The organism is Ignavibacteria bacterium (assembly GCA_016873845.1).
Taxonomy (GTDB): domain Bacteria; phylum Bacteroidota; class Ignavibacteria; order Ch128b; family Ch128b; genus JAHJVF01.
The window spans coordinates 20,295-44,356 of record VGVX01000009.1 but is presented as its reverse complement, the minus strand read 5'-3'; the positions used below and the strand labels follow the sequence as shown (position 1 = coordinate 44,356).

Here is a 24,062-nt window from a genome sequence, read left to right as displayed (position 1 = left end):
CGATATTCAAAAAATATTGCTTTTAGGCTCCTTCAACGCGTTTATAACTCTAATTTCCTTTTAAAGAAATCAATCGTAATTTTTATTCCTTCGCTTCGTGATATTTTTGGTTCCCAGTCGAGAATTTGTTTTGCAAGTGTAATATCGGGTTGACGAACTTTTGGATCGTCAATCGGCAATTCTTTGAACGCGATTTTGCTTTTACTCTTAGTGAATTTCAAGACTTCTTGAGCGAATTCAAGTATCGTAATTTCGTCAGCATTACCAATGTTGATCGGCTCTTTAAAATTCGAATTTAGCAATCGAAATATTCCTTCAATCAAATCTTCTACAAAACAAAAGCTTCGGGTTTGTGAACCGTTTCCAAAGACTGAAAGATCTTCCCCCTTCAATGCTTGCCCTATAAAAGTCGGTAGAACTCTTCCATCGTGCAATCGCATTCTTGGTCCGTACGTATTAAAGATACGAACGATTCTTGTATCAACTCCATGATAGCGATTATAAGCCATTGTCAATGCTTCAGCGAAACGTTTCGCTTCATCATAAACACCGCGAGGTCCGATCGGATTAACATTTCCCCAGTAACTTTCCGGCTGCGGATGAATTTCCGGATCTCCATATACTTCTGATGTTGACGCCAATAAAAACCTTGCACCTTTTGCTTTGGCGAGTCCGAGTGCTTTGTGTGTTCCTAGTGATCCGACTTTCAATGTCTGTATTGGTAATTTTAAATAATCGATCGGTGAAGCTGGAGAAGCAAAATGAAGAATGTTGTCAACTCGTCCATCGATGTGGACGAATTCTGTAACATCATATTTAACGAACTTAAAATTTTCATTCCCGAAAAGATGTGATACATTTTCAAGACTACCTGTGATAAGGTTATCGAGACAGATTACTTTGTGTCCATTGTTTATAAGCTTATCACAAAGATGAGAGCCGAGAAATCCCGCTCCACCCGTTACAACTGAAATTGGAATATTGTTCATAGAGTTAATGATAATTGTTTTTTGAAAAATCTGGGTTCAATATCGAGAATTTGTGCGTAAAGTAAAAGTAATTGATTGTTATAATCCGTGTTGCTTGCAAATAAAATTGCTTCACATTGAAAATCTATTACTAAACAAACTTATGAACGATACCTAATTTATTGCATTATTAGTGATAAATTTATTGGTCATTTAGACCTATTGACACTCGAACCGCCGTTTGTAAACTGATTTTGAAAGAAAGGTTATGCTGTAAAAAAGCTGCAGTATATGATGAAAAATTAGGGAGGTAATCAAAATGAAATTTCTTTTATCGACTCTTCTAATATTTTTTCTAAGCTCGTTCCAAGTTTACTCGCAATGGTCTTTAATCAATCCCCGTCCCTTTGAAGCGAATATAAACTCAAGTTTTTTTATGAATGAAAATATTGGATGGATCGCCTGCGATCATGGTGAAATTTATAAAACCACAGATGGAGGCGAGAGCTGGGTTTTTCAAATAACTGGTTCTACCTCAAGATTATTTTCAATCCATTTTGTAAATCAAAATCTGGGATTCTGCGTAGGCTGGAATGGGATTATTTTAAAAACTACAAATGGAGGAAACAATTGGGAAACAAAAGCCGATGGATTATCATATTTTTTACATTCGATCTATTTCATAGACGAGATGCACGGCTGGACTGTGGGATACGATGGGAAAATATTTTATTCATCGAATGGCGGGGAGAATTGGACTCCACAAGTAAGCAATGTTATGAGTGCACTGATAGAAGTTCAATTTCTTGATCAGAAACTTGGTTGGGCATGCCGATGGAATAATGGAAATTCTGGAAATAAAATTATAAAAACTACAAATGGCGGATCTGTCTGGACAACTGTTTATGCAGATACAACTTATGAGTATTTATAATGTCTCGCTTTTATCGACAGTTTAAAAGGTTTTGCTGGCGGAAGCAATGGTAAGATTATTTCTACAACGGACGGCGGACATAATTGGAGTGTGATCTATCGAACTGAACTTTCTTATAATTGGTTCAACTCAATTTATTTCTCAGATCAATTGAATGGATGGGCAGTCGGTGGATTCGATAATTTAATCGTGCGAACTACCAATGGCGGACAAAATTGGGCTAAGTTGAATACCGGAATTAATGAACCTTTATGGAATTCTAATAATGACGTTTCATTTGTTTCGCCAACTACTGGTTGGGTATTTAACAGTGGACGAGTGATGTACAAAACCACAAACGGTGGACTGAGCTGGTTCAATCAATCCAAAGATTTTCTTCGAGAGGACTTAGTCTCTGTGCAATTCCTCAATGAACTCAAAGGATTTCTTTAACTAATAATACAAAAATATTAAAAACTATTGATGGGGGATTTGCATGGTCTGAGACAAACTATGGAGTGAGAGACTTTTCTAAAATTAGATTTATTGATTTTTTTACTGGCTTCATCACCGCTACAAAAAACATATATATACCTCCCTACTTATATATTCCACATGGTGTTTTGCTCAAGACAACTAATGAAGGTGCCAATTGAACTGAAATTTATTCTTCCGGTGATAATACTGAATTCAAAGATGTCTGTTTTATTTCAGAGCAAGTTGGCTGGCTTTGCGGAAAAATACCTGGAATAGCATTGAAAACAATCGATGGTGGAACAAATTGGACATTGCAGGGGAGTGAATTCACTCCAAATCCTATAATTAATTTAATTATTTTTTTGAATCAAGATTTAGGTTTTGCTGCTGGAACGTCAGTCTATAAAACTACTAACGGTGGAAGTAATTGGACTCATCTGCCCCTCATTCACGGTGATCAAATAATTTCAATGCATTTAATAAATACTCAAATCGGTTTTTCTCTGGGCTTTGGATATAATGAACTGTATAAAACTACAGATGGTGGTGCCTCATGGACTCAATTATTTGTAGAGCCAAACGTATACTTAAATAAAATATCATTTGTTAATGATAGCATCGGATATATCATTAGCAGCGATAAAGTCTACATCTCGACTAATCAGGGTACAACTTGGACAAAACAGAACTCACCGTATCATTGGGGAATGAGTGATATATCTTTTGTTTCTTCCCACCGCGGATGGATTGTGGGAACGAAGGGTCTAATAATGAATACAACAAATGGCGGAATTACTTTCGTTGAAATCGACAACAGAATTTCACAACCAGGAGGATTTGTATTATACCAAAATTATCCAAATCCATTCAATGGGGTGACTAGTATTGAGTATTCAGTATTGAGTAGTGAGAGAGTTAAATTAAAAATCTATGATGTACTCGGTTGTGAAGTCGCAACCCTTGTTGACGAGGTTTAAGAACCTGGCAACTACAATTCTCAATTCTCCATTATCCACTATCCATTGCCCTCAGGTCTTTATTTCTATCAACTTCGAACTGGAAATTTCGTTGAGACAAAAAAAATGATCTACCTTAAGTGATGAAATGATCTATTGAGTTATGAACACATCAATGTGTTTCTTGGTGTCTTCGTGCCTTAGTGGCAATCTGAAACTTCTAGAGTAAACAAACTTCGATAAACTGCACAATGCCGCTACATCACAAAACTTCACAAAAACGTCTATGCACATGTTACTGCATCCCCCAAAAAGTATTATTAAATCCCGCATTATCTAAATTGAATTTAGGGAAGTGAGTTTTTATATTGTTTTAAAAATAGGGAAAAATGCAAAATTTTGAATATGACGCAGCGATTCTTGGCGGAGGACCTGGCGGATACGTAGCAGCAATTCGTGCCGCACAACTAAAATTAAAAACTGTTCTCATCGAGAAAGATAAACTCGGTGGAATTTGTCTCAATTGGGGCTGCATACCGACCAAAGCCCTTCTGAAAAATGCAGAAGCGCTCCATTTGGTAAAAAATGCATCGGAGTTTGGAATTAAGATCGATGGTTATTCGTTCGACTTCACTAAAATAATTCAGCGCAGCCGCGAGGTTTCTTCGAAGATCAATAAAGGTGTTGAATTCTTGATGAAGAAAAACAAAGTCGATATCGTTGAGGGATTCGGAAAATTAACCAAGCAGAAATCCATTTCAGTTTTGGATAAGAATGGAAAAAAGTCACGGGAGATCACTGCTAAACACATTATCATTTCGACTGGGGCACGTGCAAGAGAAATCCCCAACGTAAAAAATGACGGAGAAAAAATTATCTCAAGCACCGAGGCAATGATTCTTCCAAAGCAGCCGAAGGAAATGGTTATCATCGGAGCAGGTGCGATTGGAGTCGAGTTCGCATATTTTTACAACGAGCTTGGAACAAAGGTGACTCTTATCGAAATGCTTCCGAACATTCTGCCAATAGAAGATGAAGAAATTTCAAAACTGCTTGAGCGGGAATTTAAGAAAAATGGAATTCAAATTCTCACAAACACCAAAGTGAAAGAAATCGACAAGACAAAAACCGACGTTTCTGTTACTGTTGAGACTTCTGGAAAGATTTCCGAAATAAAAAGTGATATTGCACTTGTCGCAATTGGAGTTCAAGGCAATATCGAAGGAATTGGACTGGAAGAACTTGGAATTAAGGCTGAGAAAAGTTTCATCACAATTGACAAAAAGAATTACAAAACTAATCTAGAAAATATTTATGCGATTGGGGATGTAAGCGGTCCGCCATGGCTTGCACATGTTGCTTCCGCTGAAGGAATTGCATGTGTTGAGCAGATTGCAGGTCATCATTCAGCTGGAGTAAATTACGATGCTATCCCAGGCTGCACATACTGTCAACCGCAAGTTGCTAGCATCGGGTTGACCGAGAAGAAAGCGAAAGAGCTTGGATATGAACTTCGGATCGGAAAATATAATTTCAGAAGTCATGGTAAATCAATCGCAAGCGGAGAAACTATAGGATTCGTTAAATTAATTTTCGATAAAAAATATGATGAACTGCTCGGTGCTCACATAATTGGCAGCGAAGCAACAGAATTAATTGCCGAACTCGGACTTGCAAAAAGTCTCGAAGCCACTGGAGTAACGATTTTTAAAACGATGCATGCTCACCCAACATTGTCCGAAGCAACAATGGAAGCTGCTGCAGATGCTCATGGAGAAGCGATTCATATTTGATTCAATGCGATTAAAAATAATTAATTTTAATTTAGGTTTATTATGAACAAAGAGATAAAAATGGTAATTGATGAAATAATTAAAGGATATGAACCAGAGAAGATTATTTTATTTGGTTCAAACTCATCAGGGGAGTATAATAATTACAGTGATATTGATCTTTTAGTTATTAAAAATGATAAGAAAAAAGCTTTTGAGCGGAATAGACTCATCCGAAATTTACTAAAAGATTTTTCGATTCCTGTTGATATAATTACTAAGACTCCAAAAGAATTTGAAATTCTAAAAGATGTAGTTGGCACTATTGTCTTTACAGCTAATAAATATGGTAAAGTAGTTTATGGGTAAAGACGAAATAATCAATAACATCGCTCAACAGTGGCTCAAGATTGCTGAAAGAGATTTGCTGAGTGCTAAGCAGGGATTGAAAGCTGAAATCGTGGTAACTGACATCGTTTGCTTTCATTGCCAGCAATCCGTGGAAAAATTCTTAAAAGCTTATCTCGTTAAACATCAAATCGAATTTCCTAAAACACATAGTATCATTGCTCTGTTAAATCTATGTTCAACCGTTGATCAGTCTATTAAAGAAGAATTACATTTAGCTGATGTACTTACTGATTATGCTGTTGAAATTCGATATCCGGATGAATGGTATGAACCAAATCTGCAAGAAACGAAAGAAGCTCACGAGATCGCTTTGAAAGTAAAGGAAGTTATTCTTAAAAAATTTGAAAGATTAAAATAAATCTTGAGAAATTCATCCAGAAAAAACAGATATATTGTTAAGAGGATTTATCTGAATAGATTAACAGACTTGAGTTCTATTGAATCTTGAGCTATCGACAATTAAATATCATAAACCTCGAAATCGAACCCTACCAAAAAATTTGGGACTTCCAGAAAAAGCTGCATCAGTTGAGGCTCGGAAATCTCATTGATGATACATTCATTCTTCTTGAACATCCACACACTTACACACTTGGAAAATCTGCAAATGAAAATCATCTGCTTGCGGATGATCGATCTCTTAATGAGAATAGGATCGATGTTTTTGAAATCGATCGCGGCGGCGATATTACTTATCACGGACCTGGACAAATCGTCGGCTATCCAATTATAAAATTAGACGAACTTTATGAAGATGTGCACAAGTACTTGCGCGAGCTTGAAGAGATAATTATTCGAACCCTCGATGAGTATAATATTAAATCGGAAAGAAATGACGATTACACAGGAGTTTGGATCAATAACAATAAAATTGCTGCCATCGGAATAAAAGTCAGCCGCTGGATAACCATGCATGGATTTGCTTTCAATGTGAATACCGATCTATCGTATTTTGATAAGATCATTCCGTGCGGAATCTTTGAGAAAGGAGTGACTTCTTTATCAGCCGAGTTGGGAACGAAAATCCCCCTAAAAAATGTTAAAGATGTTGTAATCAAGCATTTTTGCAAGATTTTTAATTATGACTCTATTAAACATTTTAGTTCAATGGACGAGTTTAATAACGAATTTCATTCAATTGAATTTGAGGGAGCTTAATAAATGACTGCACGTAAAAACAATGGGGGAAAGCAGATTCTCGATGCACCAACCGGACGTAAAGATATTTTTGGCGGCTTGACAAAGCAGGAATTGACTTCTGTCATGCGAACAATGCTCCTTTCAAGAGCAATGGATGAAAAAATTCTCCGCCTTCTCAAGCAGGGTAAAATGTTTTTTCACATTGGCTGTGCTGGTCACGAAGCAATTCAAATAGCTGTCGCCAAAGCATTGAGACCTGGAACCGACTGGGCGTTCCCATATTATCGCGGATTAGCATTTTCCTTGGCAATCGGAATTAAACCTGAAGAGATTTTTCTTCATCAATTCGGCAAAGCAGACGATCCCTTTACGGGTGGAAGGCAAATGCCTGGACACTACAGTTCGTTGAGTCTGAATGTTCCTACACAATCGAGCCCAACTGGTTCTCAATACTTGCAATCTGTTGGTTGTGCGTTAGCCTCTGTGAGAACGGGAAAAAAAGAAGTAACAGTCGTTTCATCCGGCGAGGGGGCAACAAGCCAAGGTGAATTTCATGAGGCAGTTAATTGGGCAAGCAGAGAAAAATTACCTGTAATATTTTTAATTGAAAATAATCGCTGGGCAATTTCTGTTCCTGTAGAAAATCAGACAGCAGGCGAGGGTGGATCAATTGCTGAAATGACCAAAGGTTATAAAAATTTATTCCGCCAGCAAATTGATGGAACGAATTATCTCGAATGCAATTCGGCTGCAGTCGCTGCAGTCAAATATTCAAGAAATATGCAGGGACCAAGTTTGATTGAAGCAGATGTTGTTAGATTGTTCCCTCATTCATCTTCAGATGACCAGAAAAAATACCGTCCTGCTGAACAAATTGAAGCCGATAAGAAACGTGATCCAATAAATCTTTTTAAAGACTTGCTTATTGAAAAAGGAACTCTTACCGATTTAGCATTTGATGAAATTCTAAAAGAAGTTAATGATAGAGTCGATGAAGCTGCCAATTGGGCAGAGAATGCACCAGATCCTGAACCGGAAAGTGCATCGCTGCATGTTTTTTCTGATGCAATTAATAGTAAAGATATTGAATATGAAAATTATGGTGAGGAGGAAAAACCGATCGTAATGGTTGATGCGATCAATCACGCAATGCGAGAAGAGATGGAAAAGGATGCCAGCATTTATATTTTTGGTGAAGATATTGCAGATGGTAAAGGTGGAGTTTTTTCAGCGACAAAAGGATTGTCAACGCGATTTGGAGATGAGCGAGTATTTAATTCGCCATTAGCGGAGGCAAGTATAGTTGGAGTCGCAATCGGAATGGCACAGCGCGGTTTGAAACCAGTAGTTGAAATTCAGTTCGCAGACTACATCTGGCCAGCAATGCAGCAGATAAGAGATGAGCTTGCATTAATTCGTTACCGTTCGAATAATGCTTGGTCGGCACATGTGGTTATTAGAACAGCTTGCGGCGGATTTATTCATGGCGGTCATTACCACAGTCAAAATATTGAATCGTTCTTTGCTCACTGTCCGGGACTTTACATCGCTTATCCTTCGAATGCTGCAGATGCGAAAGGATTATTAAAAACAGCAATCCAACTTGATGATCCTGTTTTGTTTCTTGAACACAAAGGATTGTACCGTCAATCATATGCAATGAGTAATGAGCCAGGAAAAGATTACTATGTACCTTTTGGGAAGGGAAAAATTAAACAGCACGGTGAAGATTTAACTATAGTGACTTGGGGTTCGATGGTAAATGAAGCGATTCACTCCGCTAAGAATTTTTCAGATTCTTCCATCGAGATAATTGATATTAGAACTATCGTCCCGCTTGATAAAGAATTAATTCTTGAAAGTGTGAAGAAAACCGGAAAGGTTTTAATTGTGCATGAAGATACATTGAGTGCAGGATTTGGGGCTGAGATTGCAGCAATCATATCCGATGAAGCATTTGAATATTTGGATGGACCAGTTAAACGGATTGGAGCTAAAGACACACCGATTCCATATCATCCAAATCTTGAGTATTATGTCCTGCCAACGAAACCAACAATTAGTAAAGCAATAAAAGAAATATTAGAATTTTAATTGGAGCAGAAATGAAAATTGATGTTGTTATGCCAAAAATGGGTGAAAGCGTGAATGAAGGAACGATCATTAAATGGCACAAACAAAAAGGAGATAAAGTTAACAAAGATGAGATTTTATTTGAGATCAGTACTGATAAAGTAGATACAGAAATCCCGTCTCCAACGGCAGGAATATTAACTGATATAAAAGTATTTGAGCAGGAAACTGTGCCTGTCGGCTCGGTTGTGGCTGTTATTGATTCGGGAAATGGATCTGCACCTTCCACCGAACCTATAGCCGAAGAAACAGTTGAACAAGTTTCGGAGTCGAAACCAACGGGAGACCTGATTGATATAATCATGCCAAAGATGGGCGAAAGCGTTACTCAAGGAACAATTTTAAAATGGCATAAATCTATCGGAGATAAAATTAAAAAAGATGAGACTTTATTTGAGATCAGCACGGATAAAGTTGATACTGAAGTGCCTTCTCCAGTTGAAGGAGTTTTGTCAGAAATAATTGTTAGCGAACAGGAAACTGTGGATGTGGGAGTTGTGGTCGCAAAAATATCTCCATCAGGATTCGTACTAAAAATTTCTAAGAAAGAGGAAGAGAAAAAAACTGAAAGAACCTCAAGTAAATCTGACCAGTTGGTTGAATCAGTACCACCCAAAACTGAACCGAAGGAAAATGCCTCAGGAAAAAACAGATTTTATTCTCCTCTCGTTCTAAATATTGCTCGTATGGAAAATATATCATTTGATGAACTTGAAATGATTGATGGTTCGGGAATTGGCGGGCGCGTTACGAAAAAAGACATATTAAATTATATCTCGACCGAAAGAAAATTTGCTGGGACAGCAACTAGACCTTTCTCAAAACCAGCAGTTGAGACAGTTCAATTTCAGCCCGGAGAAGCAACCAGGATTGAACCGCTTGACAACATGCGGCAATTAATAATGGAAAACATGGTAAAAAGCCGTGATACTTCTGTGCATGTTGCAGGAATTCAAGAAGTTGATATGTCGAAAATCCATAACTACATCCAAAAGAATAAAGACTTTTTTCTCGAAAGAGAAGGAGTTAAATTAACTTACCTTCCATTTATAATTGATGCAACAGTTAAAGCGTTGAAAGATTTTCCTTATGTAAATTCATCAATTGATGGGAAAAATGTTGTTCTAAAGAATTTCATCAATATCGGAATGGCAGTCGCACTTGATCCAATGGGATTAATTGTTCCAGTAATTAAGGGTGCTGATGAAAAAAATATTGTCGGTCTTGCTAAATCTGTATATGATCTGGGAACAAGAGCCAGAAATAAAAGGCTGAGTCCGGATGAAGTTAAAGATTCGACTTTTACAATTACAAATTATGGTGTATTTGGAACTTTGTTTGGTAATCCGATCATCAATCAGCCAGAAGTCGCAATACTTGGTATAGGTGCGGTTACTAAAAAGCCTGTTGTAATTGAGGTTGATGGGCAAGACACCATCGCAATCAGGCCAATGATGTATATTTCACTTTGCCATGATCATCGCCTAGTTGATGGTGCTTTAGCAGGCAAATTCATGATGCGATTAAAAGAGTTTCTTCAAAATTTTGATGGATAATTATTCTCTATTAACTTACATAACTGTTTCAATGACAAAGTTTTTTGGTTGAAAAATTATAATTATTTTATAAAAAAATAGGTGCAAAATGCAAGATGTCAAAGAAATACTTTCTGAACTAGGATTTAGTGGAATTGAAGACGCAGCTAAAAAACATGCTTGGTTAATAATTTCTGGAAAAGTTGCAAAATATGATGCAGAGTGCAATTTTTTCGAGACAAAGTATAAATGCGATTTTATCACTTTTGAAAAAAATATTAATAGCAGAGTAAATGAAGAAGATATCAATGAAGAAGACGATTTACTTGATTGGCGATTTGCATTTGAGCAATTAACCAAGTACAGAGAACAAATCGCTCTTATTCAGTCATGATCGAGATTTTCGAGAAGTTTAAAGATTATATTTCCGAAGTCTCTATAAAAAAATTCGAGGAAGAACACAATTCTTATAGATTCTCAGCTGAAATTAAGTTTAATGATGGTTCCTTACTTTATATTAAGGATTATAAATTCGAAGATGGCAGTCGAAAATATTCATATCATTGGATTGATAAAAAAGGCAATTTGACCATTCGTTGGGATAATGCAGATCATTGGAAAGATATATCAACCCTTCCGCATCACAAACATGTGGGTAAAGATAATAAGATTGAGTCTTCCCGAACTGTATATTTAGAAGATGTATTGATTGAAATTACAAATGCACTCAGAATAGGTGTTTAAGAATAATTGATAAACACTCATCAAAAAAAATATAAAGAACTAATTGAGACGTCCGAGCGAAATCTAGGTAAAAGACCGGACTGGCTCAGAGTGAAAATGCCTTCCGGTGAAAACTATATCGATGTTCTCAATTTAGTTAAAAACAATAATCTCAATACAGTCTGTGAAGAGGCACGCTGTCCAAATATTGCAGAGTGCTGGAATAACCGTACAGCTACATTTATGATACTAGGGGAGATTTGCACACGTAGCTGCGGATTTTGTTCTGTCAAGACGGGTATGCCTTCTTTGCTTGATACTGATGAACCACGCCGTGTTGCTGAGGCAGTCAATAAACTCAATCTAAGTCATTGTGTTATTACCTCGGTCGATAGAGATGAATTGGAAGATGGTGGCGCATCTATCTACTCGGCTACTGTTAATAGAATAAGAGAATTAAATCCAAATTGTACAGTTGAAATTTTAATTCCAGATTTCAAAGGTGATGAGAAATCATTCGAAATCATTATGCAGAATCCTCCCGATATATTGAGCCACAATGTGGAAACTGTCCCGAAACTATATGATGTAGTACGACCACAGGCAAAATATTCACGCAGCTTAGAGCTTCTTCAGTGGTTCAAGCATAGAAACCTAAGAACAAAATCTGGGCTAATGGTTGGCATTGGGGAAACAAATGAAGAAGTTAATCAAGTTCTAATAGATTTATTTAATTATGGATGCGAAATAGTAACGATAGGGCAGTATTTACAACCAACCAAAGCTCACCTTCCAGTCCAACGTTTTGTTTCACTCGAAGATTTTCGTAATTTTAAACAAGTAGGATTAAAAATTGGACTAAAAATTGTTGAATCTGCACCACTTGTCAGATCCTCTTATCATGCAGATAAGCACACACGAGAAAATAACTACGTTCAGATTGATTACAATTTGTAATCTGCCAATTCATTTTCATAGAAAGGTTTAAGATGGCTAAAGCAAAAGGGGATATCTTTGTTGATATTGAGAAATGCAAGGGTTGTGAATTATGCATTGTAGCTTGTACCCAGGATTCACTAGTGCTTTCAGAAAAAATCAACAAAAAAGGTTATCATTATGTAGTAAAGATAAAAGATACTTGCACTGGATGTGTAAATTGTGCCTTAGTTTGTCCGGAAGGAATATTAAAAGTATATCGAAAGGTTGATGGTAAAAAAGAGCATGTAGCAACGGTTACTAATGTAAAAAAAGATATGACAATGGAGGTGAGCTGAAATGGGCGATGTTAAGTTGATGAAGGGAAATGAAGCATTGGCTGAAGCAGCAATTCGCTCCGGTTGCGATGCATATTTTGGTTATCCAATTACACCGCAATCAGAAGTATTGGAATATTTAGCACGAGAACTTCCAAATAGGAAAAACGCCGCCATGAAAATCCTTCAAGCCGAAAGTGAAGTTGCGGCGATAAATATGATCTACGGTGCAGCAGGTGCTGGAAAAAGAGCTATGACCACATCATCAAGTCCAGGCATAAGTTTAATGCAGGAAGGTTTATCTTATATTGCAAGTGCTGAGCTTCCATGTCTGCTTGCAAATATCAATCGCGGCGGTCCTGGTTTGGGTACAATCCAACCTGCTCAAGGTGATTATTTCCAATCTACAAAGGGGGGAGGACATGGCGATTATCATTTAATTGTCTTAGCACCATCAAGCGTTCAAGAAATGGCTGATCATGTTCGGCTTGGTTTTGATTTGGCTGATAAGTATCGAAATCCTGTAATGATTTTATCTGACGGAGCAGTTGGGCAGATGATGGAGAAAGTTGAATTTCCAGAGCAAATCACAAATCTACAAGTTGACAAACCTTGGGCAACAGTTGGCAAGCCAAAAAGCCGCGAGAGAAATATCATCACCTCTTTGCATATTGATCCGCATGAAATGGAAGCAATTAATCTTCGGCTGCAGGAAAAATATAAAGTCCTTAAGAAGAATGAAGTTCGTTATCAAACTTTTATGACCGATGATGCCGAGTATTTAATCGTAGCTTACGGATTAGCAGCAAGAATCAGTCAAAAGGTTGTTGAATTACTTCGTGAACAGAATGTTAAAGCAGGATTGATCAGACCAATCACACTTTTCCCTTTTCCATCTGAAATAATTAAACAAGTGGGATCGAGAGTAAAGGGGATTCTCGATGTTGAAATGAATGCTGGGCAGATGATCGAAGATGTTCGACTTTCTATTGAAGGTAAAACGAGAGTTGAATTTTACGGAAGAATGGGAGGTGTGATACCAACTCCTGAAGAAATTTTTGAGCATTTCGAAAAAATTTTTTTGAAAGGGGAAAGCAAATGACAGATAAAAGCGATGTTTTGGTTGGTGATCAGATTTTAATTTCTGAAGACGTTTGTCGTATTGAAAATTTGGTATATGAGAAACCAGAGACGTTAACTGACACAGTAATGCATTACTGCCCTGGCTGTGGACATGGAGTAGCTCATCGAATTATTATGGAAGTAGTTGACGAAATGGATTTGCAGGAAGATACAATCGGTGTGGCGCCCGTGGGATGTTCTGTATTCGCATATCATTATATGAATATCGATATGCAGGAAGCCGCTCACGGGAGAGCAACTGCTGTAGCAACTGGTATTAAAAGAGTTTTGCCTGATAAGTTTGTTTTTACTTATCAAGGTGATGGCGATCTTGCTGCCATCGGAACTGCGGAAACTATTCATTCCATTAATCGAGGTGAAAATATTCTAATCGTTTTTATTAACAATGCAGTTTATGGTATGACAAGCGGGCAGATGGCTCCAACGACTTTAGAGGGAATGACATCCACCACTTCACCATACGGACGTGATATTAAGACTATGGGACATCCACTGAAAATAGCTGATATGATTTCGATTTTGCCAGGTGCACATTACGTCACGCGTCAAGCTGTGAATACACCTGCTAATGTTCGAAAAGCTAAAAAAGCAATCCAAAAAAGTTTCGAATATCAAAAATTGGGAAAGGGAACTTGTTTTGTTGAGATCGTTTCTAATTGCCCATCTAATTGGAAATCTACTCCAGTTGAATCAAATAAATTTGTCGTAGAAAAATTAATTCCATTTTATCCTCTTGGGGATATTAAGGTGCCGAAGGAGTAACATATGATGAAAGAAGAAGCAATTTTTTCAGGATTTGGCGGACAAGGTGTACTTTCTATGGGAATGGTGCTATGTTACGCTGGGATGAAAGAGAATAAAGAAGTCTGCTTTATGCCTTCTTATGGACCAGAAATGAGAGGCGGTACTGCCAATTGTATAACGATAGTCTCTGATAAATCTATAAGCTCACCGATAATTTCCAGATTTGATACTGTTGTAGCTCTCAATCAGCCATCTGTTGATAAATTTGAAAACGCTATCAAACCAGGCGGTGCTTTGATCTATGACAGTACTAATGTGATTAATCTACCAACAAGAGCTGACATTGCGATTCATGCAATTCCAGGAAGTGAAGAAGCAGTAAAGATGGATAATATGAAAGTCCTGAACATGATAATGCTCGGTGCTTTTTTAAAAGCCAGAGGCACTGTTAGCTTGGACTCAACAATCCTTGGTTTAAAAGAAGTTTTACCAGAAAGGTACCACAAACTCGTTCCATTAAATCAGAAAGCACTTGAGGTAGGAATGAGTTTCATTAAGAGTTGATTTGTTTTTAAAATGAAAAAGGGCTGTCGATTGATATTTTCGACAGCCCTTTTGTTATTTAAACTGGTTTCAACAGTTATTTCATTAAGACCATCTTTTTGGTTGCAATGTTTGAACCTACGTTCAATTGATAGAGATAAACACCCGCTGTGAGTTCGGAATGCTGAATGGAAAATATTGCTTTATGATTTCCGATTTCCTTGATTTCATTAATCAAGACTGCAACTTCTCTTCCAAGAACATCATAGATCTTTAATGTAACATGCTCACGACTCGGTACTGAGTACTCAATACTTGTTTGTGGATTAAATGGATTTGGGTAATTCTGATAAAGCTTCATTTTATCTGGAATCAAATCAGGTTGGTCTTTTACAGATGTTGCTGGTTCAAAGTCCGTGTAATATCTCGGAAGAAGCTGATAACCATCATTAAAAGTCGATGTTGAGCTGCTGAATTGTGATCCAATTCCGGTTATGTTACGAGGCCAGACCGGTTCTGGATTATCATCAATGTCAGTATCGCTGTCGATTCTTAAATCCAAAACTTCGGTACCTTGAGAAATGACAATCGTTGCACTATTACCTGCAGCAGGCCATGTTCCACTCGATTTATTTACATTATTAAATTTAATCAAAACAGATTCATAAGCTTCGGGATTTCCTTTATATTCATCAAAAGTCATTGTGACTGGACTTGGTATTGTTCCAGTTCCTAATTTTATGAGATCTCCATCACTTGAGTGTGAAATTTGTGTCAAACCTCTGAATTGTCCAATAACTCCTGTAATTTCAACACTATCTCCAAGCATCAGAGATGGAAGGGTTGTACCAGCTCGGAAAATATTTATTCCAGCATTTCCTTGCTGAATATAATATGAAAAGTTTGTCGTTTGGTAATTTGGTCCTATTACTACTCCCCGAAGTTTAACAGTTTGTCCTATTTTATCCGGAATCAAATCAATATTTAAATCTTCCCTCGCTTCAGCGATTGTAAGAAATGGTACTGGTGTATCGTTATCTTCGATTGTCAAAGTAAATGTTGATGGGGAACCGATTTCTGCATTCGTGCCGCCGCTAATATTTTGCAGAGTAAAGATAATCGTTTCATCGCTCTCAATTTCGGAATCATCATTGATATAAATTGAAATTGAAGCACTATTAGAACTACCTGCAGGAAAAGTAAGCGGAATTGTAGTGGATGGACTTAAATAATCTGTGAAAAATGTCGCAGTACCACCAGTAATTACTGCATCCACAGTCGTTGCATTTGTTGGACTCGGATTAGTAATTGAGACATTAATTAAAACAGCTCCAGCATTTTCTCCATATGTCTGACCGGAAGAAGTAAATTGTACCTTCGTATTTGGAGGAGTGCCTCGAAGTGTCGAAATGTAAGTTGAATTGGTTGTATTATTCCCTTGTCCCCAGATTTTAGCTGAAGAAGTTGAGTCGGCGTCAGTTCCGTTAAAATCGATAAGAGAAGAAGTTGAGTTTTTTGCAAAGATATATTTTCCTGTCGGTGAAGTGCCTGTTGCTCTTAGCTTTGGTTCGGAAGCAGCAGTGAATTGCGTACCAGCAGTACCCCCTGCAAGTACATGGATACTACCAACTACGCCAGTACCAGTAGTATCTGAGCTTGCTGATTTAATCATTACCATATCAGTTATCGCTATATCAAATGTTCCACCACGTGAGATAAAAAAAGAGGTGTTTTTTAATCCGACATCTAAAGTAAAATCTGATGAATTAATATCTACTGCAGAAGTGTCATTCCTTAGAACTAAAAGTGTTCCAGATTGGAGATTTTGCCATAGCGTAACATTTCTAAACTCGAATTTTCCACCGCCATCATTTGCCATGTTGGAGGAAAAATCCTTAATTATCATTCCTCTCATATCAAGGTTGTTTTGTACTACTAATAATTCAACAATATCGCCAACTCCATTAGAAGCACCACTATTAAAATATTTATTTACAACAACACTTTGTGCAGAGGTTAAGCAATACGCGGTTATAAATATTATTAAAAAGTTTGTTAATCTTCTCATTTCCACTCCAAAGAAAATTATTAAATGATTCTAGTTTAATACTAGATTGTTCAGTTGAGATTAAGCAGTCCTACTCTTATTTAAGAAAGGTTTAGCAATCCAAGTAGTTTTGTATGCAATTTAACTCGGAAAGTGGTATCAATGCAATCTTTATTTTGTTTGCAATAAATCGTATTATTAATAAAATAACGCTATGGAAAGACCAAAAATATTATACGTAGAAGATCATATTGATTCTGCTCTATTAGTCAAGACGCTGCTTCGAAATATTGGTGATGTCTATTTCACAGAAGATTTTGATGAAACTTTTGATTTTCTACCGAAGAATCATGTTGATCTTATTCTGCTTGATATCAATCTCCCTGGCGAGAAAAATGGCGTGGAGGTTTTAAAGGTTTTAAGGTCTGATGAGAGATATTCTAAACTGCCTGTTATCGCATTAACAGCATATGCAATGGTTGGTGACAAAGAGAGACTATTAAAGGCGGGCTGTGATGATTATATCAGTAAACCAATGAATAAGAATGATCTAATTGAGAAAGTAAAAAAACATCTCAAGCTCAGTTGATTTTTTCTCTCTTAAATTTGGAAAAATTAAACCTATTCATTAAATTTGCTGTCCAAAATTCAGATTTGGATTTCACTTGTTCATTTTAATTATGTACAACCTGCGCCCGTAGCTCAATGGATAGAGCATCAGCCTTCTAAGCTGGGGGTTATTGGTTCGAGTCCAATCGGGCGTACGAACTATGATTCGAATATCAATTATTGTAAGAAAAAATTTGCATTTTACTTTTTGATTTTTGATTTGTCTTATGGTGAGCGTAGCTCAGTTGGCAGAGCGCCAGATTGTGGCTCTGGTGGTCGTGGGTTCAAGTCCCATCGCTCACCCAACATTGAAATTATGGCCCTATCGTCTAATGGTTAGGACACCGCCCTTTCACGGCGGTAATATGGGTTCGAATCCCGTTAGGGTCACTTTAGAGAGCATTTTATTTGAGGGGTTTTAAGTGTTTTTCAATACAAACGTGAGATAGTATGAAACTCCAAAAAAATCTTGCACTTAGTGAAAGCGGCTTTGCATTTCACTCTTCCACTGGTGATACTTTCCTCCTCAACGATACAGGAAATTTCATCCTGCATTTGATCCAATCCGGAAATAATGAAGCTGAGATATTGAATTCGGTCATAGAAGAATTTGATGTTGAAAAAAATATTGCTGAAAAAGATCTAATAGATTTCATTTCTCGGATAAAAAACTTTAATCTGATCGAAGCAGAATGAAAATTGCTGTAACAGGTTTGAACAATACTGATAATCCTGGTCCTGGTGTACCGGTAATCCGATCTATAAAAAATCATCCGGATTTTGAGGGTGAAATAATAGGATTACACTACGATAATCTCGAACCTGGGATATATATGGAGGGAATAAAGCTAAAATCTTACCTGATCCCATATCCCTCAACAGGAACTGACAGTCTTCGGGATCGACTTATTTATATACACGAAAAAGAAAAAATCGATGTGATTATCCCGACACTCGATTCAGAACTCTATGGTTTTATTCGAATCAGCGACAAATTAAAATCATTAGGCATAAAAACATTTCTTCCCACGTTAGATAATTTAGAAGTTCGTTCAAAAGAAAGGCTGTATGAATTCGGAAAGTCTTATGGGTTAAATGTACCAAAGCAAGAATTAGTCACTTCGTTAGTCGAATTGAAGAAAGCAGCAGAAGAATTAAAGTATCCTGTTGTTGTAAAAGGAGTTTTTTATGAAGCTTTCATCTGTCATTCGTTTGAGCAGGTTGAATCGAGTTATTATCGATTGTTAAATAAGTGGGGACTACCGATCATTCTTCAAGAGTATTTGACTGGAGATGAGTACAATGTTGCCGCAGTTGGTGATGGAAATGGTAATACAGTAGGTGCAGTCGCAATGAGAAAATTATATATTACGGACAAAGGTAAAGGGTGGGCTGGAGTTACAATTGGTGACGATAAATTAATCAGAATGGCTCATGATATTATTCAAAAAATCAATTGGCGGAGTGGATTAGAGATTGAGATACTCAAACGTACAGAAGATAATCAGTACTATTTACTGGAAATCAATTCTCGGTTGCCAGCTTGGGTTTATCTAACTGAACAGTCAGGACAAAATTTACCATATGCACTTGTTCAACTTGCACTTGGAAAAAATGTCGAACCATTCGTTAATTATGAAATTGGCAAGATGTTCATTCGGTGCTCATACGATCTAATTTCAGATATGAAGACATTTGAAAAAATTTCTGTATTTGGAGAATTATAATGGAAATTAAAAAGAAAAAATATGTTCGCCCGATTATTACCAGGCAGCAGCTTGGGATGATGAATAAATTCGGTAAAGCACCGATTGCAATTCTTATAGAAAAAATAGATGATATTGCTGTTGAAGAATTTGTTGCGAGGTTTGGATCGCCGGTATTTGTTATCTCAGAAAAAAAATTAAGAGAACAACAAAAAGATGCATTGAGAATTTTTAAAACAAGATATCCAAAAGTGCAATTCGCTTGGTCTTATAAGACAAATTATTTAGATGCGGTTTGCTCAATTTTTCATCAAGAGGGTTCCTGGGCAGAAGTTGTTTCTGAATTTGAGTATGATAAAGCAAAACGTCTCGGTATACCAGGTAATAAAATAATTTTCAATGGACCTGATAAGTCAAAAGAAGCACTGAATAAAGCTATTCAAGATGGTGCGAGCATCCATATTGATCATTTTGATGAACTTTACACACTTATTGAGGTTTCTGAAAAAATCTCTAAAATTGCGAGAGTCGCAATCCGAGTAAATATGGATGTCGGAATCTATCCAAAGTGGGATAGATTTGGTTTCAGTTATGAAAACGGGGAAGCGCTAGATGCAATAAAAAGAATTATGCTCGCTAAAAACTTAAATTTGGTGGGACTGCATTGTCACATCGGAACATATATGTTATCGACTTCTGCTTATCGAATAGCTGCCTCAAAAATGACTCTCCTTTACAAGAAAATTCTAAATGAGCTTAATCATTCATTGGAATACATCGATTTAGGGGGAGGATTTGCATCCAAGAACACACTGCATGCACAGTATTTAGATGCTTCTGGGATTGTACCAAACTTTGAAGATTATGCCGATGCTATCACAAGCGGAATCTTTGAACACAATCTCAAACCTTCTGAACTTCCAATGTTAATTTTGGAAACCGGGAGAGCGTTAGTTGATGAATCTGGCTATTTAATTACAAAAGTGATCGCTCACAAAAGATTAAGTAATGGAAGACGTGCAGTTATTCTCGATGCAGGTGTTAATATTTTATTTACAAGTTTTTGGTACAAGCATCGCATTTTACCGACTAAGTTTTATGGCGAGCATACTGAAGATTCCGTGGTTTTCGGAAATCTTTGTATGAATATCGATGTGATACGTGATGGTATTCAACTGCCGCCAATTCCTGTTGGTGATGCTTTGGTTATTCAGAATGTTGGTGCTTACAATATGACTCAATGGATGCAATTCATTAGTCTAAGACCAAAAGTAGTTATGATAATGGAATCCGGAAATGTTGAAATTATTCGAGAGGGCGAGTCTCTTGAATACATTACTCAATTAGAAAGAGTTCCTGAAAGTTTGAAGATTAAATGAATTTAAAATTCGTAATCGATTCAACATTGTATAGTTATGCTCAAATTTTCTTTTCGAATAGAAAGTGGTTCGGGATTCTAATCTTATTGGCAACTTTTGTAAAGCCAATCAGCGGATTAATCATAGTTGCCTCGGTTCTATTCACAAATTTATTCGCTTACATACTCCAATATGATAAATCGAAAATTAATCTCGGATTTTTTGGCTTTAACGGTCTACTCTTTAGTGCGGCTTTAACTTTTTTTTATGAGATAGGGATCACTTTCTTTATCCTGCTCGTAATTTTTTTAGTTGTGACTTTCTTTGTGACAACAGCTATTGAAAATTATTTTGCCGTCGGATTCAATTTGCCTGGACTTAGCTTGCCATTTGTTCTTTCAATTATTCTTTTCCTCATTTTTAATCAAAATTTAGGAATGCTGAATGGAAGAATAGATTTCTCTTTCAATTCCGAACTTTACTCATTTTTACCTGATAGTTTTCAATTATTTTTTAAATCGTTGGGATTGCTGCTGCTTCAAACAGATTTACTTTCTGGAATAATAATATTTGTGGCAATGTTGGTCTTTTCAAGGATTATGGCAGCACTCGCGATTCTCGGTTTTTCTATTGGATTATTCTTCATCTCTATGCTGCCGCAGCATTTTGTGTATGATTTAACTAGTCCAATATTATTTAATTCAATTATCACCGCGATTGCACTCGGTGGGTCTTTAATTATCCCATCGAATAAATCAATATTAAGTGTGTTAGTCGGAACAATATTCATAATTATTTTTACAGTGATCGTTTCGAATTTATTTTCATCGCTTCAAGTTCCGATTCTGGTTCTTCCTTTTAACTTGGTTGTTTTGCTTTTAGTATATGGTTTAAAATTCCGCGAAAAGTTTGGTGATTTAATTTTACTTTATTTTAAGCCCGGCTCGCCGGAGGAAAATTATTATTATCATCAGAATCGTGCCTCAAGATTCGAGAGATACAAGTTTGTGAATGTCGATCTTCCATTTCATGGTGAATGGATGGTGACACAAGCAATAGATGGAGAGCATACACATAAAGAAAATTGGAGATATGCATTTGATTTCGTTGTTGTTGATGAAAAAATGAAAATGTTTCGGGGAGATGGGCGTTCACTTAAGCAGTACTTCAGTTATGGCTCACCGGTTTTAGCTCCGCTCAAGGGAAAAGTTGTTAAAACAATTGAAGATATTGATGACAATGATATAGGTGAGTTCAATTTAGAAAAGAATTGGGGAAATACAGTTGTTCTTGATCATGGCATGAATTTATTTAGTGCGATATCTCACTTGAAGAGAAAGTCAATCAAAGTCAATGTGGGAGATGAAATAGAAAGTGGGGATGTAATTGGTGCGTGCGGGAATAGTGGGCGTTCTCCTGAGCCGCACATTCATTTCCAATTTCAAATGAGTGAAAAAATTGGAGCGAACACATTTAAATTTCCTTTTGGTCATTATCTGCTTCGCAAAGAAAATGGATTCATATTGAAGAGTGCTGAATTTCCAAATCAAGGTGATTTAATTCAGAATCTTGACATAAACAAAACTTTGAAAGATGCATTCAATCTGAAGCTCGGTGATAAACTAAAATTCAAGTTCAATAAAGCCGGTAAAGAACATTACGAGGAGTGGGAAGTTAAACTCGATTTTACCAATACTCTGTATATAGAAACTTCAGGAACTGCCACTGCGACATTTTACAATGACGGAGAAGTGTTTTATTTCACAAGCTATGTGGGCAAGAAAAATACTGTGCTGTATCATTTTTATCTTGCTTCGACGCAAGTTCCCTTTTCTTCGCAGGAAAATTTACGCTGGGAAGACTCATTCCCATTATTTTTAACAGCCAGCTATCCGCTAAGGATTTTAAGTGACTTTCTCATTTTATTATTTAATCCTTTCAGGGCAAAAGGCGAATTTAGCATGGTCGAGACATCTGATAATGAGGAAATCTCACACAAAATATCGAATAAAATCTCTCTTTATGGAAAGGGAATTTTTAATTTTTTAACTTCAACAAAATTTTATGAACTTAATGTTGCGAGAAGCGGTAGACTTCACAGCGTCTTGTTAACAGAAAATGATCATGAACAATTTTATGCAGAACTTTTGGACGGAAAATAACATGAAAAAGAAAAAAATTTATCTAGTTGGTATTCTGGCAATTTTGGTTTCAGTGATTGCAGTTGCTTCGGCGGTATATTCCGGCGAGTTAGACAGTCGGATCAATGCTTTTAATAATTCAATTACTCAAGCTGAAAGAGGAAATTATACCGAAGCAATCAAAGAACTGAATAACATTTATTTGAATCATTCAAATGATTACCTGGTGAATCTGAGATTGGGTTACTTATATTACATTACCAAAAAGTATGACGAGTCAATCAAATTTTACTCCAAAGCTGTTGAATTAAGGAATCACCAATCGGTTGAAGCATATCTCGGTCTTGTATTGCCCCTTGCTGCAAAAGAAAAATGGAATGACGTAGCCAAAAGTTATGAAAAGATTCTTGCTCATGATCCAAACAATTATACCGCAAACCTGCGCCTCGGGCAGATAATGATGAATAGAAAAGAATACAAAAATGCAGATCAGTATTTATCAAAAGTGAATCGATTGTTCCCAAGTGATTATGAAGCGAATCTTTCCTACGGTTGGAATTTATTTTATTTAAATCGAAAAGCTGAAGCAAGAGAAAAATTCATATATGTTTTGATGGTTAGTAAAAACGATGAATCGGCAACAGAAGGATTAAAGCTTGTCGATTAAAATATTTCTGTTTCTATTTATTATTCTCATTGTAGAAGTTTTCGCACAATCAACATTTACTCTTAAACCATCTGTTTATTATACAAGGGGCAATTATACGAACGAGGATCATTCTAATTCATTTGCTAGTTATGTCAGCGGAACGTGGAATAATATCGATCATATAATATTAGCATGTGATAACTTGAACATCACCAGCAAAGATTGGAAGTATCACCAAAAAAATATAATCGCTGGAATTGTGTATAACATATCGAGTTATTATCTGAAGTTAAATTATTTTAAAATAAATGGTGACTACACCGAGGGTGTAACAAATTACAGTTACACGGATAACTCATCCGCAGTGAATCTTGATATTGTAAAAGGAGATTATCCTTACTACTATGGAATTGGTTACACATATTTCACACAACAGGGGCAGCCGAATGTAAATTCGCATCAAGCAAATCTTCGATTTGAATTTATTCCGCATTATAAAATTTTTATGGGATTAAGAACCACAGCATCTTTTTCAAATGATAATCGATCTTTATTTTCAGTTGCAGCAAAGTTTAATTATCAGCCCTCTTCTGATTTGTTGATCAAAAGTAATTTAATGTATGGGAAGAGAACTCTATTTGTGGATCCCGATTTATTAATTTTATTTAATCAAATTTATACTCAAAAAATTTTAGTCGGAATTCAGTTGGAGTATAATTTATTTTCAAAATTGACTATTGTAAGTGCATTTCAACACACTCAGTTCGAATCATACAAGATTGATTATCTAATTGGGGGATTAAAATTAAATATAGATTTATAAAATCTAAAAATATTTGGA

General features: G+C 36.4%; 26 protein-coding genes and 3 tRNA genes. 27 read left to right on the top strand and 2 right to left on the bottom strand.

The genetic code is table 11. From position 1 onward, the window contains the following. Window positions 1–41 precede the first annotated feature (41 nt). Entirely contained in the window at window positions 42–989 is a 948-nt protein-coding gene (locus tag FJ213_03785; GenBank protein MBM4175281.1) for an SDR family oxidoreductase, read from the bottom strand. 298 nt (window positions 990–1,287) lie between these two features. On the opposite strand from FJ213_03785, the gene FJ213_03780 reads away from it, so the two are divergent. The 17 genes from FJ213_03780 to FJ213_03700 all read left to right on the top strand — a co-directional run bounded on the left by FJ213_03780 (window position 1,288) and on the right by FJ213_03700 (window position 14,732). Beyond that, the gene (locus tag FJ213_03780) at window positions 1,288–1,902 is read left to right on the top strand and encodes a hypothetical protein (protein MBM4175280.1); all 615 of its coding nucleotides are present in this window, start codon (window positions 1,288–1,290) and stop codon (window positions 1,900–1,902) included. Between the two features lie 12 nt (window positions 1,903–1,914). Then, window positions 1,915–2,334 (top strand): hypothetical protein, encoded by a 420-nt coding sequence (locus FJ213_03775; GenBank protein MBM4175279.1) that lies wholly within the window; start codon window positions 1,915–1,917, stop codon window positions 2,332–2,334. A 302-nt stretch (window positions 2,335–2,636) separates the two neighbouring features. Further along, on the top strand, window positions 2,637–3,335 hold the full coding sequence (locus FJ213_03770; GenBank protein MBM4175278.1) for a hypothetical protein: 699 nt from the start codon (window positions 2,637–2,639) through the stop codon (window positions 3,333–3,335). Window positions 3,336–3,365: 30 nt separating this feature from the next. Next, on the top strand, window positions 3,366–3,458 hold the full coding sequence (locus FJ213_03765) for a T9SS type A sorting domain-containing protein (protein MBM4175277.1): 93 nt from the start codon (window positions 3,366–3,368) through the stop codon (window positions 3,456–3,458). Between the two features lie 245 nt (window positions 3,459–3,703). Further along, complete coding sequence (gene lpdA, locus FJ213_03760) at window positions 3,704–5,107, top strand: dihydrolipoyl dehydrogenase (protein MBM4175276.1); 1,404 nt, start codon at window positions 3,704–3,706, stop codon at window positions 5,105–5,107. 42 nt (window positions 5,108–5,149) lie between these two features. After that, window positions 5,150–5,455: a nucleotidyltransferase domain-containing protein gene (locus tag FJ213_03755; protein MBM4175275.1), complete on the top strand. Its 306-nt coding sequence runs from the start codon at window positions 5,150–5,152 to the stop codon at window positions 5,453–5,455. After that, entirely contained in the window at window positions 5,448–5,855 is a 408-nt protein-coding gene (locus FJ213_03750) for a HEPN domain-containing protein (protein ID MBM4175274.1), read from the top strand. Before FJ213_03755 ends, FJ213_03750 begins: the two co-directional genes overlap by 8 nt. Window positions 5,856–5,941: 86 nt before the next feature. After that, the gene (lipB, locus tag FJ213_03745; protein ID MBM4175273.1) at window positions 5,942–6,655 is read left to right on the top strand and encodes a lipoyl(octanoyl) transferase LipB; all 714 of its coding nucleotides are present in this window, start codon (window positions 5,942–5,944) and stop codon (window positions 6,653–6,655) included. 3 nt (window positions 6,656–6,658) lie between these two features. Further along, window positions 6,659–8,731, top strand: coding sequence for a tungsten formylmethanofuran dehydrogenase (locus FJ213_03740; GenBank protein MBM4175272.1), 2,073 nt, complete (start codon window positions 6,659–6,661; stop codon window positions 8,729–8,731). Between the two features lie 17 nt (window positions 8,732–8,748). After that, window positions 8,749–10,326, top strand: a complete 1,578-nt coding sequence (sucB, locus tag FJ213_03735) for a 2-oxoglutarate dehydrogenase, E2 component, dihydrolipoamide succinyltransferase (GenBank protein ID MBM4175271.1) — start codon at window positions 8,749–8,751, stop codon at window positions 10,324–10,326. 88 nt (window positions 10,327–10,414) lie between these two features. Further along, the gene (locus FJ213_03730; protein MBM4175270.1) at window positions 10,415–10,699 is read left to right on the top strand and encodes a hypothetical protein; all 285 of its coding nucleotides are present in this window, start codon (window positions 10,415–10,417) and stop codon (window positions 10,697–10,699) included. Continuing rightward, window positions 10,696–11,049, top strand: coding sequence for a hypothetical protein (locus tag FJ213_03725; protein ID MBM4175269.1), 354 nt, complete (start codon window positions 10,696–10,698; stop codon window positions 11,047–11,049). The genes FJ213_03730 and FJ213_03725 overlap by 4 nt, the downstream gene beginning before the upstream one ends. A 6-nt stretch (window positions 11,050–11,055) precedes the next feature. Next, on the top strand, window positions 11,056–11,985 hold the full coding sequence (gene lipA / locus FJ213_03720; protein MBM4175268.1) for a lipoyl synthase: 930 nt from the start codon (window positions 11,056–11,058) through the stop codon (window positions 11,983–11,985). Window positions 11,986–12,017: 32 nt separating this feature from the next. Then, complete coding sequence (locus FJ213_03715) at window positions 12,018–12,302, top strand: ferredoxin family protein (protein MBM4175267.1); 285 nt, start codon at window positions 12,018–12,020, stop codon at window positions 12,300–12,302. A gap of 1 nt (window position 12,303) precedes the next feature. Further along, window positions 12,304–13,383, top strand: coding sequence for a 3-methyl-2-oxobutanoate dehydrogenase subunit VorB (gene vorB, locus FJ213_03710; GenBank protein MBM4175266.1), 1,080 nt, complete (start codon window positions 12,304–12,306; stop codon window positions 13,381–13,383). Beyond that, the gene (locus FJ213_03705; GenBank protein MBM4175265.1) at window positions 13,380–14,186 is read left to right on the top strand and encodes a 2-oxoglutarate oxidoreductase; all 807 of its coding nucleotides are present in this window, start codon (window positions 13,380–13,382) and stop codon (window positions 14,184–14,186) included. The genes vorB and FJ213_03705 overlap by 4 nt, the downstream gene beginning before the upstream one ends. 6 nt (window positions 14,187–14,192) lie before the next feature. Further along, window positions 14,193–14,732: a 2-oxoacid:ferredoxin oxidoreductase subunit gamma gene (locus FJ213_03700; protein ID MBM4175264.1), complete on the top strand. Its 540-nt coding sequence runs from the start codon at window positions 14,193–14,195 to the stop codon at window positions 14,730–14,732. Between the two features lie 76 nt (window positions 14,733–14,808). Here the strand turns inward: FJ213_03700 and FJ213_03695 are convergent, their stop codons facing one another. Continuing rightward, window positions 14,809–16,779 (bottom strand): T9SS type A sorting domain-containing protein, encoded by a 1,971-nt coding sequence (locus FJ213_03695; GenBank protein MBM4175263.1) that lies wholly within the window; start codon window positions 16,777–16,779, stop codon window positions 14,809–14,811. Window positions 16,780–16,972: 193 nt separating this feature from the next. Here FJ213_03695 and FJ213_03690 point away from each other — a divergent pair, with 193 nt between their 5' ends. From FJ213_03690 to FJ213_03645, 10 genes are all read left to right on the top strand, one after another. Beyond that, on the top strand, window positions 16,973–17,347 hold the full coding sequence (locus tag FJ213_03690; GenBank protein ID MBM4175262.1) for a response regulator: 375 nt from the start codon (window positions 16,973–16,975) through the stop codon (window positions 17,345–17,347). 102 nt (window positions 17,348–17,449) lie between these two features. Next, window positions 17,450–17,525: transfer RNA gene (locus FJ213_03685), tRNA-Arg, on the top strand. A gap of 72 nt (window positions 17,526–17,597) precedes the next feature. Next, window positions 17,598–17,672 (top strand) — tRNA-His (locus tag FJ213_03680). 13 nt (window positions 17,673–17,685) lie between these two features. Next, window positions 17,686–17,757, top strand: a tRNA-Glu gene (locus tag FJ213_03675). A gap of 60 nt (window positions 17,758–17,817) precedes the next feature. Then, the gene (locus FJ213_03670) at window positions 17,818–18,063 is read left to right on the top strand and encodes a PqqD family protein (GenBank protein MBM4175261.1); all 246 of its coding nucleotides are present in this window, start codon (window positions 17,818–17,820) and stop codon (window positions 18,061–18,063) included. After that, window positions 18,060–19,094 (top strand): ATP-grasp domain-containing protein, encoded by a 1,035-nt coding sequence (locus tag FJ213_03665; protein ID MBM4175260.1) that lies wholly within the window; start codon window positions 18,060–18,062, stop codon window positions 19,092–19,094. Before FJ213_03670 ends, FJ213_03665 begins: the two co-directional genes overlap by 4 nt. Window positions 19,095–19,099: 5 nt before the next feature. Beyond that, window positions 19,100–20,452 carry a diaminopimelate decarboxylase gene (locus FJ213_03660; GenBank protein ID MBM4175259.1) on the top strand — a complete coding sequence of 451 codons (1,353 nt, stop codon included), beginning with the start codon at window positions 19,100–19,102 and terminating at the stop codon, window positions 20,450–20,452. Continuing rightward, window positions 20,449–22,593 (top strand): hypothetical protein, encoded by a 2,145-nt coding sequence (locus FJ213_03655; protein MBM4175258.1) that lies wholly within the window; start codon window positions 20,449–20,451, stop codon window positions 22,591–22,593. The genes FJ213_03660 and FJ213_03655 overlap by 4 nt, the downstream gene beginning before the upstream one ends. Beyond that, window positions 22,550–23,239 (top strand): tetratricopeptide repeat protein, encoded by a 690-nt coding sequence (locus FJ213_03650; protein ID MBM4175257.1) that lies wholly within the window; start codon window positions 22,550–22,552, stop codon window positions 23,237–23,239. The genes FJ213_03655 and FJ213_03650 overlap by 44 nt, the downstream gene beginning before the upstream one ends. After that, a complete protein-coding gene (locus FJ213_03645; protein MBM4175256.1) occupies window positions 23,229–24,044 on the top strand; it encodes a hypothetical protein in 816 nt (271 codons plus the stop codon). The genes FJ213_03650 and FJ213_03645 overlap by 11 nt, the downstream gene beginning before the upstream one ends. Window positions 24,045–24,062 lie beyond the last annotated feature (18 nt).

Bases quoted from the DNA above. Each gene is read 5' to 3' on its own strand.
- FJ213_03705 (MBM4175265.1), top strand. From the start codon at position 13,380: ATGACAGATAAAAGCGATGTTTTGGTTGGTGATCAGATTTTAATTTCT.
- FJ213_03755 (MBM4175275.1), top strand. From the start codon at position 5,150: ATGAACAAAGAGATAAAAATGGTAATTGATGAAATAATTAAAGGATAT.
- vorB (MBM4175266.1), top strand. From the start codon at position 12,304: ATGGGCGATGTTAAGTTGATGAAGGGAAATGAAGCATTGGCTGAAGCA.
- FJ213_03665 (MBM4175260.1), top strand. From the start codon at position 18,060: ATGAAAATTGCTGTAACAGGTTTGAACAATACTGATAATCCTGGTCCT.
- FJ213_03650 (MBM4175257.1), top strand. From the start codon at position 22,550: ATGATCATGAACAATTTTATGCAGAACTTTTGGACGGAAAATAACATG.
- FJ213_03690 (MBM4175262.1), top strand. From the start codon at position 16,973: ATGGAAAGACCAAAAATATTATACGTAGAAGATCATATTGATTCTGCT.
- FJ213_03695 (MBM4175263.1), bottom strand. From the start codon at position 16,779: ATGAGAAGATTAACAAACTTTTTAATAATATTTATAACCGCGTATTGC.
- FJ213_03740 (MBM4175272.1), top strand. From the start codon at position 6,659: ATGACTGCACGTAAAAACAATGGGGGAAAGCAGATTCTCGATGCACCA.
- FJ213_03725 (MBM4175269.1), top strand. From the start codon at position 10,696: ATGATCGAGATTTTCGAGAAGTTTAAAGATTATATTTCCGAAGTCTCT.
- FJ213_03715 (MBM4175267.1), top strand. From the start codon at position 12,018: ATGGCTAAAGCAAAAGGGGATATCTTTGTTGATATTGAGAAATGCAAG.
- FJ213_03780 (MBM4175280.1), top strand. From the start codon at position 1,288: ATGAAATTTCTTTTATCGACTCTTCTAATATTTTTTCTAAGCTCGTTC.
- lpdA (MBM4175276.1), top strand. From the start codon at position 3,704: ATGCAAAATTTTGAATATGACGCAGCGATTCTTGGCGGAGGACCTGGC.
- FJ213_03670 (MBM4175261.1), top strand. From the start codon at position 17,818: ATGAAACTCCAAAAAAATCTTGCACTTAGTGAAAGCGGCTTTGCATTT.
- FJ213_03785 (MBM4175281.1), bottom strand. From the start codon at position 989: ATGAACAATATTCCAATTTCAGTTGTAACGGGTGGAGCGGGATTTCTC.
- FJ213_03700 (MBM4175264.1), top strand. From the start codon at position 14,193: ATGAAAGAAGAAGCAATTTTTTCAGGATTTGGCGGACAAGGTGTACTT.
- FJ213_03750 (MBM4175274.1), top strand. From the start codon at position 5,448: ATGGGTAAAGACGAAATAATCAATAACATCGCTCAACAGTGGCTCAAG.
- FJ213_03730 (MBM4175270.1), top strand. From the start codon at position 10,415: ATGCAAGATGTCAAAGAAATACTTTCTGAACTAGGATTTAGTGGAATT.
- FJ213_03655 (MBM4175258.1), top strand. From the start codon at position 20,449: ATGAATTTAAAATTCGTAATCGATTCAACATTGTATAGTTATGCTCAA.